This is a genomic window from Enterobacter sp. RHBSTW-00593 (assembly GCF_013784105.1).
Classification (GTDB): Bacteria; Pseudomonadota; Gammaproteobacteria; order Enterobacterales; family Enterobacteriaceae; genus Enterobacter; species Enterobacter ludwigii.
This window is the reverse complement of record NZ_CP056393.1, coordinates 3,969,756-3,985,894: the sequence shown is the minus strand read 5'-3', so window position 1 is coordinate 3,985,894 and position 16,139 is coordinate 3,969,756. Positions and strand designations below refer to the sequence as shown.

16 protein-coding genes are annotated in these 16,139 nt (G+C 53.7%); 9 read left to right on the top strand and 7 right to left on the bottom strand.

Going from position 1 to position 16,139, the window contains the following annotated elements; all coding sequences use genetic code 11:
* The gene (locus HV242_RS19055; protein ID WP_050737253.1) at positions 1 to 1,638 is read right to left on the bottom strand and encodes an ATP-binding protein; all 1,638 of its coding nucleotides are present in this window, start codon (positions 1,636 to 1,638) and stop codon (positions 1 to 3) included.
* A gap of 178 nt (positions 1,639 to 1,816) precedes the next feature.
* Between HV242_RS19055 and yjdI the strand changes: the two genes are divergently transcribed.
* Positions 1,817 to 2,047, top strand: a complete 231-nt coding sequence (yjdI, locus tag HV242_RS19050; RefSeq protein ID WP_020883756.1) for a 4Fe-4S mono-cluster protein YjdI — start codon at positions 1,817 to 1,819, stop codon at positions 2,045 to 2,047.
* Positions 2,048 to 2,057: 10 nt separating this feature from the next.
* A complete protein-coding gene (locus HV242_RS19045; RefSeq protein WP_014171484.1) occupies positions 2,058 to 2,330 on the top strand; it encodes a GNAT family N-acetyltransferase in 273 nt (90 codons plus the stop codon).
* A 28-nt stretch (positions 2,331 to 2,358) separates the two neighbouring features.
* Here HV242_RS19045 and HV242_RS19040 read toward each other — a convergent pair whose 3' ends face one another.
* Positions 2,359 to 2,970: a LysE family translocator gene (locus HV242_RS19040; protein ID WP_032680350.1), complete on the bottom strand. Its 612-nt coding sequence runs from the start codon at positions 2,968 to 2,970 to the stop codon at positions 2,359 to 2,361.
* Between the two features lie 116 nt (positions 2,971 to 3,086).
* Here HV242_RS19040 and HV242_RS19035 point away from each other — a divergent pair, with 116 nt between their 5' ends.
* Positions 3,087 to 3,560 carry an Lrp/AsnC family transcriptional regulator gene (locus tag HV242_RS19035; protein ID WP_032670215.1) on the top strand — a complete coding sequence of 158 codons (474 nt, stop codon included), beginning with the start codon at positions 3,087 to 3,089 and terminating at the stop codon, positions 3,558 to 3,560.
* A 32-nt stretch (positions 3,561 to 3,592) separates the two neighbouring features.
* On the opposite strand, the gene HV242_RS19030 is transcribed toward HV242_RS19035, so the two are convergent.
* Entirely contained in the window at positions 3,593 to 4,822 is a 1,230-nt protein-coding gene (locus HV242_RS19030; RefSeq protein ID WP_032678908.1) for an amino acid permease, read from the bottom strand.
* A 118-nt stretch (positions 4,823 to 4,940) separates the two neighbouring features.
* Complete coding sequence (locus HV242_RS19025) at positions 4,941 to 5,402, bottom strand: multidrug/biocide efflux PACE transporter (RefSeq protein WP_014171480.1); 462 nt, start codon at positions 5,400 to 5,402, stop codon at positions 4,941 to 4,943.
* A gap of 103 nt (positions 5,403 to 5,505) precedes the next feature.
* Between HV242_RS19025 and HV242_RS19020 the strand changes: the two genes are divergently transcribed.
* The 3 genes from HV242_RS19020 to HV242_RS19010 all read left to right on the top strand — a co-directional run bounded on the left by HV242_RS19020 (position 5,506) and on the right by HV242_RS19010 (position 8,645).
* Positions 5,506 to 6,372, top strand: a complete 867-nt coding sequence (locus HV242_RS19020) for a LysR family transcriptional regulator (RefSeq protein ID WP_014171479.1) — start codon at positions 5,506 to 5,508, stop codon at positions 6,370 to 6,372.
* A 93-nt stretch (positions 6,373 to 6,465) separates the two neighbouring features.
* Positions 6,466 to 7,644 carry an acetyl-CoA C-acetyltransferase gene (locus tag HV242_RS19015; protein ID WP_020883759.1) on the top strand — a complete coding sequence of 393 codons (1,179 nt, stop codon included), beginning with the start codon at positions 6,466 to 6,468 and terminating at the stop codon, positions 7,642 to 7,644.
* 317 nt (positions 7,645 to 7,961) lie between these two features.
* A complete protein-coding gene (locus HV242_RS19010; protein WP_014171477.1) occupies positions 7,962 to 8,645 on the top strand; it encodes a porin in 684 nt (227 codons plus the stop codon).
* 151 nt (positions 8,646 to 8,796) lie between these two features.
* On the opposite strand, the gene HV242_RS19005 is transcribed toward HV242_RS19010, so the two are convergent.
* Entirely contained in the window at positions 8,797 to 9,972 is a 1,176-nt protein-coding gene (locus HV242_RS19005) for an oligogalacturonate lyase family protein (protein WP_181616859.1), read from the bottom strand.
* Between the two features lie 298 nt (positions 9,973 to 10,270).
* On the opposite strand from HV242_RS19005, the gene kduI reads away from it, so the two are divergent.
* The 3 genes from kduI (at position 10,271) to araE (ending at position 13,661) form a co-directional block, all read left to right on the top strand.
* Complete coding sequence (gene kduI / locus HV242_RS19000; RefSeq protein ID WP_049023257.1) at positions 10,271 to 11,107, top strand: 5-dehydro-4-deoxy-D-glucuronate isomerase; 837 nt, start codon at positions 10,271 to 10,273, stop codon at positions 11,105 to 11,107.
* 63 nt (positions 11,108 to 11,170) lie between these two features.
* Positions 11,171 to 11,932, top strand: coding sequence for a 2-dehydro-3-deoxy-D-gluconate 5-dehydrogenase KduD (gene kduD, locus HV242_RS18995; RefSeq protein ID WP_050737251.1), 762 nt, complete (start codon positions 11,171 to 11,173; stop codon positions 11,930 to 11,932).
* Positions 11,933 to 12,245: 313 nt separating this feature from the next.
* Complete coding sequence (gene araE / locus HV242_RS18990; RefSeq protein ID WP_014171472.1) at positions 12,246 to 13,661, top strand: arabinose-proton symporter AraE; 1,416 nt, start codon at positions 12,246 to 12,248, stop codon at positions 13,659 to 13,661.
* A 38-nt stretch (positions 13,662 to 13,699) separates the two neighbouring features.
* On the opposite strand, the gene HV242_RS18985 is transcribed toward araE, so the two are convergent.
* A complete protein-coding gene (locus tag HV242_RS18985) occupies positions 13,700 to 14,986 on the bottom strand; it encodes an ABC transporter substrate-binding protein (protein WP_050737351.1) in 1,287 nt (428 codons plus the stop codon).
* 14 nt (positions 14,987 to 15,000) lie between these two features.
* Complete coding sequence (locus HV242_RS18980; protein ID WP_050737250.1) at positions 15,001 to 16,128, bottom strand: ABC transporter ATP-binding protein; 1,128 nt, start codon at positions 16,126 to 16,128, stop codon at positions 15,001 to 15,003.
* Positions 16,129 to 16,139 lie beyond the last annotated feature (11 nt).

Genomic DNA, 16,139 nt, shown 5'->3' with positions numbered 1-16,139 from the left:
TTAGCCCTGTCGAACGGGGAGTGGATTGGGAATAAACACTGAGAATATCGTGCCTTGAGGAGCGTTATCCGTTATCTCAATGCTGCCGCCCGCTTTGTTGATATAGCCTGCCACCAGAAACAGGCCAATACCGTGCTCTGTGCCCACAATGTCGTTCTCGCTTTCCGGCTTGCTGCTGAATCCCTGGCGGAAAAGATGCGGTTTCATCGCCTCATCCACCCCGCAACCCCGATCGGCCACCTCTATCAGCAACTCCTGGTTGCGATCGGAAATGTAAAGCTCTACAGGTGCGGGAACCGGGGCTTTCAGGGTGGCGTCAACGGCGTTATCCAGCAGGTTGCCAATTACCGACACCAGCTCCATTTCCGTGATGCTGGCAGGCATGCGGGTGAGCTGGCAGGCGGGATCAAACTGCAGTTCAACGCCCTTTTCCCGGGCGCTGACATATTTCCCTAGCAGCAATCCGCACAGGGCCGGCGAGACAAAATGGGCTGAGACGAAGTCCAGCACGCGCTGCGCCCCTTCTGACTGTGCCTGGATGTAACGGATCGCCTCGTCATAGTGTTTCATCTGCAGCAACCCCACCAGCGTGGCGGTCCAGTTCAGTTGTTCATGACGCATAATGCGCAGGTTATCCGCATAGCGTTTAATCTGGCTTAGCTGGCTGCTGAGAGTGTTGATATCATTCTTGTCGCGAAAGCTATAAACCCAACCGCTTTCAACACCAGGTTCAACCTCAATCGCCACGCGGTTCACAATCACCTCGCGCTGGTTAAGCACCGCAATCTGGTCGTGGCTGCCGCGGCTAACCGAGGCGTAGCGCTGCGATAAAAAACCGGGGGACGTTTGCAGAACGTCTTCCAGCGGTTTGCCGATAAGCGCTTTCTCACTTTGATGAATATCCAGCATCTCTCTGGCGGCACGGTTAATTAAAATCAGCTGCTTTTCTTCATTGACGGCAAATACCCCTTCATACATTGCTTCCAGCAGCGCGCGTTGCTGTAAGACCAGTTGCGCAATATCTTTTGGCTCAAGGCGGAACATTTGCTTTTTAAGATTGCGGGTAAACAACCAGGAAAAAATAAACAGTAACAGCAACAGACCCATACCGTATAACCCGGACTGCCAGAGAATACGCGCATTGATATTCGCAATGTACGACGTCAAATAACCGACCGAGACAATCCCAATCACCTGATGCTGCGCATTAAAGATGGGCGCTTTGCTGCGCAGTGAAACCCCAATCCCACCCTTACGCACCGAAATAATTGTTTTGCCTTGTAATACCTCCGCATTATCCCCGCCGATCATCGGTAAATTGATGCGCTCCGGTGATTCTGAATGATAGAGATGCTGTTCCCGGGTATCGCCAATGACAATATAACTGGCATCACTTTCGGCCCGTATAGGCTGAATTAAACGGGCGATGGCGGGGATATTTCTGGCCGCGACGTTTTCCGCCAGACCCGGCATCAACGCGATTTCGCTGGCCTGAACCCGGGCGCGCTGGCCGAGATCGTGATGTAATTGCCGGTCAATAAAATGAAACAGGATGGTTCCCAGCAGAACTAACAGCAGGCAGGAGAAGCACACCAGCGCTAAAAAAAGTTTTACCTGAAAAGAGAGTCTGCGTTTCATACGACCTGATGCGGGGAGTCTGATTAGAGCGGTCTGCGCAGACTGACATGAGGAAATGGGGGATGCAATCTGGCGAAAACAGAGTTGTGACCTGGCTTTTCGTTTTGGGGGTTATAGCTATCAGGATCGCGTAAGGCTATGCTTCATTCAGCACCCGAATAATTACAGAGGCAATGTCGTGGATAAAGCGCTACTGGATGCAGGCTACCGGGCCTATACCGGAGAGAAAATTGACGTTTACTTCAACACCGCGATCTGCAAACACTCAGGAAATTGCGTGCGCGGGAGCGCTAAGCTCTTCAACCTGAAACGTAAACCGTGGATTATACCGGATGAAGTGGACGTCGAAACGGTTGTACATGTGATTGATACCTGCCCGAGCGGTGCGCTGAAGTATCGCCAAAAATAAGCGAGGAACCATGGATATTCTGGAAGGCCATAACAAGTTTTACGTCAACGATGCTGACGGTAACCAGGTTGCAGAGATTGTCTTCGTACCGACCGGTGAGCATCTGAGCATTATCGAGCACACCGATGTGGATCCGAGCCTGAAAGGGCAAGGTGTGGGTAAACAGCTGGTGGCAAAAGTGGTCGCGAAGATGCGCGGTGAAAATCGAAAAATTATCCCGCTATGCCCGTTTGCCAAACATGAGTTTGATAATACACGGGAATATGACGATATTCGGGCGTAGAAACACACCGGCAATGGCCGGTGTTTTTTCATCTGATCTGTTCAAACAGCAGCACCACCGCAATCACTACCATCATTCCCCCTGATGCTCTGCTCACCAGACGCGCGGCCTGCGGGCGGGTGGCCAGGATGGCTTTTGAACCGTATCCCACCAGCAGATAGACCAGCGTACAGGTGATGAGGTGTAGCAAGCCCAGCGCGGACATCTGCATCGCAACCGACCAGCTTCCCTTCGGGTCAGTAAATTGTGGAAGCAGGGCCAGGAACAGCAAAAAAACTTTCGGGTTAAGGCCGCTGATACATAATCCCTTCACCGCCCACTGTTTCCAGTTTGCCGCCGAGGTTGTGGCGCTTTCCGGTGCGCCAGGAGCGCGTAACAGTGAGATACCAAGCCACAGCAAGTAAAGTGCTCCCGCTATCGTCAGCCCGGATAATGCCAGCGGATGTTGCGCCATCATGACGCCCACGCCCGCGACCACAATCAGTGTCGCCAGCAGATGCCCGGACATGAGGCCCATCACTGCGGGTACCACGCGCCGCCCGTGGATGCCGGCGCTAATGGCGTAAGCCCAGTCGGCGCCCGGCGTCATGATGAGCAGGAAAGACACCACCCAAAACCCAGCCACAATACTCATTTCCATCGTCTGTAAAACTCCAGAATTTCACCCGTCAACAGAGAGAAAGCATATCGGTATCCGGACGAAATGAGTTTTCAATGTTATGCTCAAAAGACGGTGAAATTGACAAAATCTTCCATATGGACAGCATCGATCGAAAAATTCTTGCGCAGTTGCAGGCTGATGGCCGTTTATCTCTTACGGAGCTGGCTGAACGGGTGAACCTGAGCCTCTCGCCGTGTCACCGGCGCGTGCGGGCACTGGAGCAGAGCGGGGCCATTACGGGATACCGGGCCAGTCTCGATCCCGCCAAAATGGGGTTTAACTTTCTGGCGATCGTGTTTGCAACGCTGAAAGAGGGCGACAGAAAGGCGGTGAGCGCCTTTGAGGAGGCGGTGGAAGAGATCCCGCAAATTGTGCTGGCGCAGCGTTTGTTTGGCGATCCTGATTATCTGATGCACGTCGTGACCCGCGACCTGCCGGCTTTTCAGAAACTCTATGATGAAAAGCTCTCTGCGATGCCCGGCGTTCAGCATCTTCGCTCAACGCTGGTCATGAAAACGGTCGTGCAGGACAGGCCGTTTCCGCTCGACATCTCAGGGCGTGACGAATAACGCGCCCGGCAGAACGCCGGGCGCAGGGGCGTTTAGCCTACAAACATCACTGACACGCACAGTACGCCAACGATCAGCGTCAGCAGGTTGCCGACAGATCGGTACGGTTTCAGGGACGGGATCAGGTACGTCGACAGCGTCGGCATGATAAACAGGATCATGGCGATAAGCGGACCGCTGATGGCATAAATCATCGAAATGGCATTCGGGTTAATGCAGCACACCGCAAAGGTGATTAACGACACCCCCATGATGGAGATCGCGCGGTTAAAGGCGCGGCTCTTTTTCACGCCCACCTGGTTCAGCGATGACTTCACAATCTCCGTCGCCCCTTCGATCACCCCAAAATAGGTGCCGAGGAACGATTTCGACATGGCGATAATCGCCACAATTATCCCGGAAATCCCCAGCCATGCCGGAGAAGAGGGCATCATCGACAGCGCCGACAGAATGGTTACCCCTTCCTGTTTTGCCGAAACGATATAGGACGGTGGAATAGAGAGCAGGCAGCTGAACACGAAGAACAGCACGCTCAGGCAGATAATCAGGTACGCCACCTTCATGATTTTCTTGCACTTGTCCATGGCGGCGTCGCCAAACTTCTCACGGCGGTCAACGGCAAACGTCGAGATAATCGGCGTATGGCTGAAAGCGAATACCATCACCGGGATCGAAATCCAGACCTGATGCAGCGTATGGCGGTCAAATGCCATCTGGCTAGTGAGCAGCGCGGGTTGCCAGCTTCCGGTTAGATAGAGCGAGACAAACAGGAAGTAGGCGATCAGCGGAAACACCAGGAAGCCCATCACTTTTATGGTGATATGCCGTCCCATCAGGAAGATCAGATTTAACACCAGCACCACGCCAAAACTGACCAGCACGCGAACGGCGGTATCCACCGTCATGTGTTTTGCCAGCTGCTCAGTTAACGAGTTGGTGATGGCCACTGCATAAATCTGCACCACCACGAAGAAGGCGATGAAATAGAGCGTGGTGATCAGGTTGCCTATCTTCCTGCCGTAATAATGGGAAACGGCGCCGGTGATCCCTTCATTGCCTTTTGTTTTCGACGACAGGATGAATTGTGCCAGCGCGCGGTGCGGCCAGTAGGTTAATGGGTAGGCCACAAGGGCAGTGATAAACAGGACGATAGCGCCTGCGGAGCCCAGCTGTATGGGCAAGAACAGCGTTCCTGCGCCCACGGCCGTGCCATAGAGAGCGAAACTCCAGAGAGTCTCATCTTTTGACCAAATTTTCGACATTAGAGCAACGTATCAACTATCAAACCAACAGAATGGAGCGCAATTTACCATAATTATGGGTTGAGAGCGCAGTTGCTTCGAAGGAGTTTGGCCGGAGCGGGCGTCCGGCCAGAGGGAATTAGCCTGCGAGGGCGCGTCGCTGCTGGCGACGTTTAAGGAATTTCTCGCGCAGCGTATCGTAAGCCCAGTTATAGAACATGGTGTACGGCAGGAAGAACAGGAAGAAACCAATTTCCAGTGTGAATGCCTGCAGCAGCGTGACGCCCAGCACCGCGGCGACTATCGACACGCCGATCACAATAAACCCGCACTCGAATCCCAGCGCATGCAGTGCGCGGATTTTTGCCGTGCGTGTGATGCGATGAACCGGCCAGAAACGGTCGAAGCCGACGTTATAGATAATGTTCCAGAGCATGGCCGTGGTTGCCAGGATAATGGTCAACCCACCCATCTCCACCACGGAACGTTGCATAAGCCACGCCGCCGTCGGGGCGAGGATCGCCGTGGCAATCCCTTCGAAACAGACGGCATGAAAGATCCGCTCCGGCAGTTTACGTTGGAGTGCATCCTGATGTTGCATAGTTTTAGACCTCGTGAATACGCATTTTGGCGTTGATGCGGCCTATTGTTATCGCTAAAGGTGATATATTAAAGATGGTATCCATCGATAAAGTAGATAGTGCATGCGTTATTCACCTGAAGCCCTTACCGCATTCGTTGAGACCGTCGCGGCGGGATCTTTTTCTGCCGCCGCGCGTCGGTTACGTAAAAGCCAGTCGACCGTGAGCACATCGATCGCCAATCTTGAAGCCGATCTGGGCTTCGATCTGTTTGACCGTTCGGCCCGTCAGCCGGTGTTAACCGCCCAGGGCGAACAGGTGCTGGGTTATGTGCAGGCGATCCTCGCGGCCAGCACGCGGCTTGACGAGCTGGCGGTGTCGTTAACGGCACAAACGGAGGCGCGCCTGACGTTTGTTCTTTCCGATACCCTCAACCCGGACGTGCTGGAAGACCTGATGAACCAGTTCGACCAGCGCTTTCCCCATACCGAATTTGAGTGCCTGATTGGCGAGGAAGAGGACGTTATCGATCTGCTGCAGAAGTCGCGTGCGCAGGTTGGTCTCACGGAAGCGCGTGACAGTTATCCGACCGATATTGGTTTTACCCGGTTGCCGATACAGACCCGGATGGCAATCTATGTCGCGACCAACCATCCTCTGGCCGGGCAGCAAGAAATCCAGGCCGATGAGCTGCACGGCTGGCGGGAATTGCGGCTCAGCACCTATCTGGAGCGGGAGGCAACGCTCGCACGCGGACCCGTCTGGTCGGCACCCAACTACCTGTTACTGCTGAGTATGGCGGTTCAGGGGTTTGGCTGGTGCGTGCTGCCGTGCGCGCTGGTGGATGAATTTGCCGCCGCGAAATCGCTGGTGCAGCTGAATGTCCCCGGCTGGCCACGGGCGATCGGTATCGATCTGCTCTGGAATAAACGATCCCCGCCCGGCGTTGCCGGAAGCTGGCTGCGGCAGTATCTGCAGGATGCGCGCTAATCCTTGTGATTAAACTCACTATTTTTAAACAATTAAGATAATTGCCAATAACAATCCACTACTATCGTCATGTCATTTAACACAGAGGTTGTGATGAAAGATGTCGTTATAGTGGGTGCGTTGCGTACGGCTATCGGCTGTTTTCAGGGGGCGCTTGCACGCCACTCGGCTGTTGATTTGGGCAGCGTAGTGGTGAAAGCGCTGGTGGAACGCAGCGGGATTGCAGCACATGAAATTGATGAGGTGATCCTGGGACAGGTGCTGACCGCCGGTGCCGGGCAAAACCCTGCCCGTCAGGCGGCGCTCAAGGGCGGCCTGCCCAATACTGTCTCCGCTATCACCATCAACGACGTCTGTGGCTCAGGGTTAAAAGCGCTGCATCTGGCGACGCAGGCCATTCAGTGTGGTGAAGCGGATGTCGTGATTGCCGGCGGACAAGAAAATATGAGCCGGGCACCACACGTGCTGACCGACAGCCGTACCGGCGCGCAGCTGGGCAACAGCCAGTTGCTCGACAGTCTGGTGCATGACGGTCTGTGGGATGCGTTCAATGACTATCATATGGGCGTGACGGCGGAAAATCTGGCACGTGAGTATGGTATCAGCCGTGAGTTGCAGGACGCTTACGCGTTAAGCTCGCAGCAAAAAGCGCGCGCGGCGATTGATGCCGGGCGCTTTAGGGATGAAATCGTCCCGGTCAGCACGCAGCGTCAGAACGGTGAGGTTGCCGTGGTGGATACCGATGAGCAGCCGCGCACCGACGCCAGCGCTGAAGGGCTGGCGAGGCTCAATCCTGCGTTTGAAACTCAGGGCTCAGTGACGGCGGGAAACGCCTCCTCCATTAATGATGGCGCTGCGGCCGTGATGATGATGAGTGAAAGCAAAGCCCTCGAGCTGGATCTGCCCGTTCTGGCCCGCATTAAGGCATTTGCCAGCGTGGGTGTTGATCCTGCGTTAATGGGTATCGCCCCGGTTTATGCTACCCGTCGCTGCCTGGAACGCGCAGGGTGGCAACTCTCTGATGTGGATCTGATTGAAGTCAACGAGGCCTTTGCCGCACAGGCAATCTCGGTTGGCAAAATGCTGGAATGGGATCCCCTGCGGGTAAACGTTAACGGTGGGGCAATCGCACTGGGTCATCCTATCGGCGCGTCCGGTTGTCGAATTCTGGTATCGCTGGTGCATGAGATGAAAAAGCGCAATGCCCGCAAAGGCATTGCGACGCTCTGTATCGGTGGTGGACAAGGTGTCGCCCTCGCCATTGAACGCTAAAATCCCGCCCGCATAAAAGAGCCTCCCTTCAGGAGGTTTTTTTTTACATAACGTATGACGAATTAACCGTTATTAGTACATTCTCACTCTGGTATTGAATAATTACGGCCTTAATTATTATCGTTGTTAACGTCTTAGTGTGATCCCCCTCCGATAATTTTACGTTAATACACCCTGTTTGTTGATGGATGTCACGTCCATCTTTGCCAAAAAAAATGAAACAAATAATTACGATCTTTGTCACTAAAATAATGTTCTTTAAAAAATAAACTGCAGTTTCATAAATAAGAAACATTATTTCAGTTGAGGGTTTTTTCATGTTTAAGAAATCTCTGGTCCTTACTTCCCTTATCGGTACGTCCTTCATGGCTCAGGCCGTTACCGTCGATCTGCGCCATGAATATATCGACAGTGGTGCCAATGCTGACCGTGTCTCGGTCTCACATCGCTTTGCTAACGGGGTCGGTTTTTCTGTAGAAGCTAAATGGAAATCCGGCGGTGATAAAGCCGACCAGCCGTTTGCGGATGTGGTGGGTAACGGGCATGAAGATCAAATTAGCTGGCGCTGGAAAGCGACTGAGAATATTGCACTGACGCCGGCGTTTACCCTTGAAAGTAACGACAGCCGCACAATATATAAACCGAATCTGCATCTGCAATATAGTTTCGACAACGGCTTCTACGTTGCCGCGCGTTATCGTTATGAATATACCCGCTACCCGTCAAGCTCGAATAAAGATGACGACAAAGTTAACCGTGGTGATGCCTGGGTTGGCTGGGTAATGGGTGACTGGCGTACCGAACTCAATTATGTTTATGCGAAGAGTTCTGAAGGTATGGTTCGTAATAATAACAAAGATTATTCCAACGAATATAACGCCAAGCTGGCGTATAAATGGGATAAAAACTGGGCACCGTATGTTGAAGTGGGTAACATCGGCGTGAAAGACACCGATGAACGCCAGACCCGCCTTCGTTTGGGCGTGGCCTATTCTTTCTGATATCACGTTATTCCGCTGAACATTGCCGGGTAGCGCCAGTGCCTACCCGGCTTACTCATGCCTGATAAGCGCCGCCCAATGGGCAAAAGTCCACTAAAAAAAGGCCCTCCTAAACGGAGGGCAAGGCCAGTTACAGAAACACAAACTCAAATCATGCATGCAACATTTCAGGTTGCTCAGGAAGTTTCGCGATATAGAGGGCGGGTTGACCGTCTTTATCGGAACTGAACAGCACCGCTTTCTCATCCGGAGTAAAGGAGGGATGCGGGTGGGTGACCTGGCGGCTATTTGCCACCGTTGCCCAGGAGGTGTCGTGACGGGCAATGCGGAAGTAGCTTTTTTTCGCCACGTCAAAGGCGTACAGATACGGATCGTTATCGATGGTGTAACCGTGCGTATCCTTCACATCAACCGGCGTGCCTGAACCGTCGCCCACCAGCAGGGAACCGTCAACGTTGCTCATCAGATGGGAACAGGCGGGCATTGGCATGACTGCGTCATTGACGCCCGTATCCGGATTGAAGCTGCAGATGGTGCGGCCCTTTTGGCCCTTCAGATAAGAGACATACACAAGGGCAGAACCGTTCGGCACCCAGAATTCATGGGTACAGCTTTCGCCTTCCGCATGCGTTTTCACTTTGCGCACGTGCGTACCATCTTCGTTGACCAGCCACATGCGGGCGTCGACCAGGTCGTGCGGCCCTTCATGGCAAAACGCCACCGTGTTGTCATCAAACGGACGATAGATAGGGTGGCCAAGCCAGTTTTTCTCTTCGTGGATTGTGGTGCTTAAACCGGTTTTCAGATCCACCCGCAGCAGTCGACAGTGCGGCCCCTTATGGAAGAAGTCGTGGAAAATTTTCCAGTCGTTGAGCGGCGTCCAGTCACGTCGGGCGATTTCTATCCCAACCAGTTTGGTGCAGTCGCTGTTGGCGACCCAGGTACCGTAACCGACCCAGTCATCGGGGACACGGTACACCTCGCGTTCTACCAGGGTATGGAGATCCACCTCCAGCAGCGTGCGGTCGTTCTTCACATAGTAGAAGGATTTATTATCCGGAGAGAGGAACCCGCCAAAGGTATTATCCCCTGCGCCTTCCGTCAGCTGTACCGCTTCGGCCTTCTGCAGATCCAGCAGGTAGTAGTTCCAGTGACCGTCAAACGCCCCTGCGAACAGCAGGTGGCTGCCATCATTAAAGAAGCACTTCTGATAGAAGTAGTTGCGGTGACAGGTCACGTCGGGTGGGGTCAGGCGGGTGACTTCCACGCCTGTATCCGGATCGTGGCTGATCTCGTAGTTCAGCTTGACCCGCATACCTTTAGCCATAATGCACTCCTTTGAACGATAAAAGTAGATTAAAAAGTGAGTATTAAATTATCAAAACAATGTTTCATTATGTGTGACTGATGGCGCACTTTGTCTGTTTCATTGGCGAGATTAATGTCTGGCTCTCTTTATCGTGATCCGAACGCCATTTCTGGTATAAACAAATAGAAAAAATGAAACGTTGTTTTAAATGTAATTGAAAACCCCCTTCTCTGGGGCTAGACTGTGCTTATCATGAAAACGGAACGTCGTTTCGTTAATTTTCTGCCTGCGGGCACGATCATTTCTGGAGGTTACGGTGGACGTCAGACAAAGCATCCACAGTGCGCACGCCAAAACGCTGGATACTCAGGGGCTGCGCAATGAGTTTTTAGTCGAGCAGGTGTTCGAGGCCGATAAGTACACCATGGTCTACAGCCATATCGACCGTATTATCGTTGGCGGGATTATGCCGGTGACGCAGACCGTCTCCGTGGGCGGAGAAGTGGGTAAACAGCTTGGTGTGAGCTATTTCCTTGAGCGTCGCGAGCTGGGCGTGATTAACATCGGTGGCCCCGGCACCATCACCGTAGACGGACAGTGCTATGAGATAGGTCATCGCGACGCGTTGTATGTCGGTAAAGGGGCGAAAGAGGTCGTGTTCGCCAGCATCGACAGCGGTAAACCGGCGAAGTTTTACTACAACTGTGCGCCCGCACATACCCCGTATCCCACCAAAAAAGTGACCCCGGCGGATGTCGCCCCGGTGACGCTGGGTGACAACCTCACCAGCAACCGTCGCACCATCAATAAATACTTTGTTCCGGATGTGCTGGAAACCTGCCAGCTCAGCATGGGGCTGACCGAGCTTGCTCCGGGCAACCTGTGGAACACCATGCCGTGCCATACCCACGAGCGCCGTATGGAAGTGTATTTCTACTTCAACATGGACGAGGACGCCTGCGTGTTCCACATGATGGGGCAACCGCAGGAAACGCGCCATATCGTGATGCATAACGAGCAGGCGGTTATTTCGCCGAGCTGGTCTATTCATTCGGGCGTAGGCACGAAAGCGTACACCTTCATCTGGGGTATGGTCGGTGAAAACCAGGTCTTTGATGACATGGACCACGTCGCGGTTAACGAGCTGCGCTAGCCGCAGGCAGTTAAGCATAAACCTGCCTGTTGGTGACAGGCGCTGAAAGATTAAGGAACAAACATGATTCTGGATGCATTTTCTCTGCAGGGTAAAGTGGCTGTGGTGTCCGGTTGTGACACCGGACTGGGCCAGGGTATGGCGTTAGGGCTGGCGGAAGCGGGCTGCGATATCGTCGGGATTAACATTGTTGAGCCTACTGAAACCATCGAGCGCGTCACCGCGCTGGGTCGTCGTTTTCTGAGCCTGACCGCCGATCTGCGTAAAATTGACGCCATCCCTGAACTGCTGGATCGCGCGGTGGCGGAATTCGGCCATATTGACATTCTGGTGAACAATGCCGGACTGATTCGCCGTGAAGACGCGATTAATTTCAGCGAGCGCGACTGGGACGACGTGATGAACCTGAACATTAAGAGCGTGTTCTTTATGTCCCAGGCGGCGGCGAAACACTTCATTGCCCAGAGGAAAGGCGGCAAGATCATTAATATCGCCTCTATGCTCTCCTTCCAGGGCGGTATCCGCGTGCCGTCTTATACCGCATCCAAGAGCGCGGTGATGGGCGTTACCCGTCTGCTGGCAAACGAGTGGGCGAAGCACAACATCAACGTCAACGCGATTGCGCCGGGGTACATGGCGACGAATAACACTCAGCAGTTGCGTGCTGACGAACAGCGTAGCGCGGAAATCCTCGACCGTATCCCGGCGGGCCGCTGGGGCCTTCCGGACGATCTTAAGGGGCCGATTGTATTCCTGGCCTCTCCGGCATCCGATTACATCAACGGCTATACCGTGGCGGTCGATGGCGGCTGGCTGGCGCGTTAATTGCGTATTCCGTCTTAAACCTCTGCCGGTGGGTGGAGGTTTTTTTTGCCCAAAAATTGCCATTATCCATATGGCTCAAGACGAAAAATCCATACTAAAAAATCATAAATGATATGCATCACAGTTTTATTGCTTAAAAATTAAATGATTAATAAAAACTGGCGGTATTTCATCGTTAGTTGAAATTGTAATGTCCATCACAGATCGCTATGCCACAGCGAAATAATCCATATCTTCGCGAATTACGGCCTGACACTTTTCCGCGCTATCTCGTAATTTCAGTTAACGAATTTCGCTGTTCAGGCAGGAAAATATGACATCTATAAATGACTCTACCCTTATGCCCGCCGCGTTGCGTGATACCCGACGCATGAATCAGTTTGTCTCCATCGCGGCTGCAGTGGCCGGTTTACTGTTCGGTCTGGATATTGGCGTGATCGCCGGGGCGCTGCCCTTTATCACCGATCACTTTACGTTGAGTAACCGCCTGCAGGAGTGGGTGGTCAGCAGCATGATGCTGGGTGCGGCCATCGGCGCGCTGTTTAACGGCTGGCTTTCGTTCCGCCTCGGGCGAAAATACAGCCTGATGGTGGGGGCGATTCTGTTTGTCGCTGGCTCCATTGGGTCAGCATTTGCCACGAACGTGGAAATGCTGCTGCTCTCCCGCGTGCTGCTCGGCGTGGCGGTGGGGATTGCCTCTTACACTGCGCCGTTGTACCTCTCCGAAATGGCGAGCGAGAACGTGCGCGGCAAGATGATCAGTATGTACCAGCTGATGGTGACGCTGGGTATCGTGCTGGCGTTTCTGTCTGACACCTATTTCAGCTACAGCGGCAACTGGCGCGCGATGCTGGGCGTGCTGGCGCTCCCGGCGCTGGTGCTGATTGTTCTGGTGATTTTCCTGCCAAACAGTCCGCGCTGGCTGGCGCAAAAGGGCCGTCATGTGGAAGCGGAAGAGGTGCTGCGGATGCTGCGTGATACCTCAGAAAAAGCACGTGAAGAGCTGAATGAGATCCGCGAAAGCCTGAAGCTGAAGCAGGGGGGCTGGGCGCTGTTTAAGATCAACCGCAACGTACGCCGCGCGGTGTTCCTCGGCATGCTGCTGCAGGCGATGCAGCAGTTCACCGGGATGAACATCATCATGTACTACGCGCCACGTATCTTCAAAATGGCGGGGTTCACCACCACGGAACAGCAAATGGTTGCCACGCTGGTGGTGGGGCTGACCTTTATGTTCGCCACCTTTATCGCGGTGTTCACCGTGGATAAAGCCGGACGTAAACCGGCACTCAAGATTGGCTTTAGCGTCATGGCGCTCGGTACGCTGATCCTTGGCTACTGCCTGATGCAGTTTGATAACGGCACGGCCTCAAGCGGTCTTTCCTGGCTCTCTGTTGGCATGACCATGATGTGTATTGCCGGATATGCGATGAGCGCTGCGCCCGTCGTGTGGATCCTGTGTTCCGAAATTCAGCCGCTCAAATGCCGCGACTTTGGTATCACCTGTTCCACGACCACCAACTGGGTGTCGAACATGATCATCGGCGCGACCTTCCTGACGCTGCTGGATTCAATTGGCGCGGCAGGAACCTTCTGGCTCTATACGGTTCTCAACGTCGCGTTTATCGGGGTCACGTTCTGGCTGATCCCTGAAACCAAAGGCGTCACGCTGGAGCATATCGAGCGCAGGCTGATGTCCGGCGAGAAGCTGCGTAATATTGGCGTGTAGTCTGTTGCCGGGTGGCGAAGAGGCCACCCGGTTTTTCGTTAGCGCATCGCGCGTTTCAGAATACGTTCAGCCTGACGCTGGAAGTCAGCGGCGGTCTCTTCCACGGATTTCTGTCCATAATCGATGTACTGTAGAGAGGTGCCGAACTGGGCCACAATCTGCGGATCGTCAAAGTAAGGTGACACGGAAAGTTTGGCCGGCAGAGACTGCGCCAGACGCAGCCCCGCGACCGACGGATCGCTCTCTTTGATGGTGCCGTCTTCGGTCAGGAACTGCACCGCGGCTTTACTCAGCGGCACGCCACGCTCCAGACCCAGCGTATCTACTCCCTCTTTGCTGTTCAGCAGGAAGTTAATCAGTTTCGCCGCCGCTTCCGGGTTTTTGGTGGATTTACCAATCGAGAGCATCTGCGCCGGTTTGAAGAAAAGGCCCGCATCGGTTGCGCCCGGCAGCATCGGGTAACTGCCCAGCACCAGTTTTGCCGGTGGCTTCAGGTTATCGGAATACTTGTTGATGGTGGAGTTCCACATGTAGGTTCCCGCCCATTCTCCCTGGATCCACGGCTTCATCTCATACATGTTGCTCTTACCAAACGACGCATAGTATTTGGTGTCCGGCATGACGTGGCTATCCACCAGCGTTTTGTAGGTCTGGAAGAATTCCACCCACTGCGCTTTGCTGTAGGCGAACTTCTTGGTTTTCTCGTCCACGGCAGGGATGTTGTACTTCTGAATCATGTACGAGTTCAGCAACGCCAGCGTGTCCTGATGCTCCAGCACGACCGGGTAGTACTGCTTGCCGAGTTTACTCTCGAATGTTTTACCCGCCGCCATTAGCTCGTCCCAGGTTTTCGGGTATGCAATACCGGCTTTTTTCCAGGTCTCGTCGTTGAAGTAGAACACGCGTGCGGTGACGGAGATCGGAATGCCGTTCAGCTTGCCGTTGATGGTGGTGGACTGAAGTTCTTTGGGATCGAACTGGGTCAGGTCGATCACGTCTTTCATTTTGTTCAGGTCGTAGAACCCGTCGCCGGTTTTCGAGAAGATTGGCAGCCAGTTCCAGTTGGTCTGCATCACATCCGGCTCGGTTCCGCCCGCGATTTGGGTGGTCAGGCGGGAGAGGTGCCCATCCCAGCCGGTGTACTCTGCTTTAACGTTGATATCCGGGTTCTGCTTATGGAATTCCTCCAGCGCTTTCAACGTCACCTGATGGCGGCCATTACCGCCCCACCAGGACATGCGTAATTCGACATCTTGCGCCATCGATGGCAAAGCGGTAAGGGCCAGCGTCGCGGAGATTGCTGCGCTTAAAAGCACTTTTTTCATTTTTATAAACTCCATCAGAGAGAGAGGTTCTGTTCAGTTTTTGCGTCAAAAATATGACATTTATTCATATCAAATTTGAAATACACCTTGCGATGAAGGCCTTTATCAATCATGGGCTTAGCTTCATCGGAAGGAATTCTGGCGGTCAGTTCGTAGTCCGCAACCTTCAGATAGACGAAGAATTCGTGGCCCATGTTTTCCACGCGAACCATTTCGCCACTGCAGCCCCCGTCAACGAATGGTACGTCGGAGAGGGAAACGAATTCCGGACGTACGCCGTAGTAAATGGCCTGCCCGGCATAAGCGGAGACTTTCTCCTGCATCCCGGCGTTCAGCGGCATGGTTTCATTGCCGATGGCGATGTGCAGTTTCCCGGCGCTTTTCACCAGCAGGCTTTGACGAATGTTCATCTCCGGCGCGCCGATAAAGCCTGCCACGAACATGTTTTTCGGCTTGTGGTAGAGGTTGTCCGGGGTATCAACCTGCATGATGTGGCCGAGCTTCATCACGCAGATGCGGTCGCCCATGGTCATCGCTTCGGTCTGGTCGTGGGTGACGTAGACGGTGGTCGCCGGTTTACCGGATTTCTTCAACTGCTTGTGCAGGTCGGAAATACGAATGCGCATTGAGGCGCGTAGTTTGGCGTCGAGGTTTGACAGCGGTTCGTCGAACAGGAATACATCCGGCTTTTTCACAATCGCACGGCCTACCGCCACGCGCTGTGCCTGGCCGCCGGAAAGCTGGCGTGGCAGGCGGTCGAGTAACTCTTCCAGCTCAAGGATTTTGGCCGCTTCGTTGACCTGAGATTCAATCTGATCTTTTGGCAGTTTGCTCAGCTTCAGACCAAAGGCCAGGTTTTCGCGCACCGTCATGTGGGGATAGAGCGCGTAGTTCTGGAACACCATCGCAATCCCGCGCTCTTTCGGCGCGAGGTTGTTCACAATCTTATCGCCGATGCGGACTTCACCCCCGCTGATGGTTTCCAGGCCGGCCAGCATGCGCAGGGTGGTGGATTTGGCGCAGCCGGAGGGGCCGACGATCACCATGAACTCTCCTTCAGCGATTTTCAGGTCAATGGCATGTACCGCTTTAAAGCCGTTGGAGTAGACCTTTTCCAGTTTGTTGAAGATAACTTCAGCCATAATATTTCCCT

Excerpts from the sequence above, each read along its gene's own strand:
- HV242_RS19010 (WP_014171477.1), top strand. The coding sequence starts at position 7,962 with ATGTTTAAGAAATCTCTGGTCCTTACTTCCCTTATCGGTACGTCCTTC.
- HV242_RS19055 (WP_050737253.1), bottom strand. The coding sequence starts at position 1,638 with ATGAAACGCAGACTCTCTTTTCAGGTAAAACTTTTTTTAGCGCTGGTG.
- HV242_RS19015 (WP_020883759.1), top strand. The coding sequence starts at position 6,466 with ATGAAAGATGTCGTTATAGTGGGTGCGTTGCGTACGGCTATCGGCTGT.
- araE (WP_014171472.1), top strand. The coding sequence starts at position 12,246 with ATGACATCTATAAATGACTCTACCCTTATGCCCGCCGCGTTGCGTGAT.
- HV242_RS18980 (WP_050737250.1), bottom strand. The coding sequence starts at position 16,128 with ATGGCTGAAGTTATCTTCAACAAACTGGAAAAGGTCTACTCCAACGGC.
- HV242_RS18985 (WP_050737351.1), bottom strand. The coding sequence starts at position 14,986 with ATGAAAAAAGTGCTTTTAAGCGCAGCAATCTCCGCGACGCTGGCCCTT.
- HV242_RS19035 (WP_032670215.1), top strand. The coding sequence starts at position 3,087 with ATGGACAGCATCGATCGAAAAATTCTTGCGCAGTTGCAGGCTGATGGC.
- HV242_RS19040 (WP_032680350.1), bottom strand. The coding sequence starts at position 2,970 with ATGGAAATGAGTATTGTGGCTGGGTTTTGGGTGGTGTCTTTCCTGCTC.
- HV242_RS19030 (WP_032678908.1), bottom strand. The coding sequence starts at position 4,822 with ATGTCGAAAATTTGGTCAAAAGATGAGACTCTCTGGAGTTTCGCTCTC.
- HV242_RS19005 (WP_181616859.1), bottom strand. The coding sequence starts at position 9,972 with ATGGCTAAAGGTATGCGGGTCAAGCTGAACTACGAGATCAGCCACGAT.
- HV242_RS19020 (WP_014171479.1), top strand. The coding sequence starts at position 5,506 with ATGCGTTATTCACCTGAAGCCCTTACCGCATTCGTTGAGACCGTCGCG.
- HV242_RS19045 (WP_014171484.1), top strand. The coding sequence starts at position 2,058 with ATGGATATTCTGGAAGGCCATAACAAGTTTTACGTCAACGATGCTGAC.
- kduD (WP_050737251.1), top strand. The coding sequence starts at position 11,171 with ATGATTCTGGATGCATTTTCTCTGCAGGGTAAAGTGGCTGTGGTGTCC.
- HV242_RS19025 (WP_014171480.1), bottom strand. The coding sequence starts at position 5,402 with ATGCAACATCAGGATGCACTCCAACGTAAACTGCCGGAGCGGATCTTT.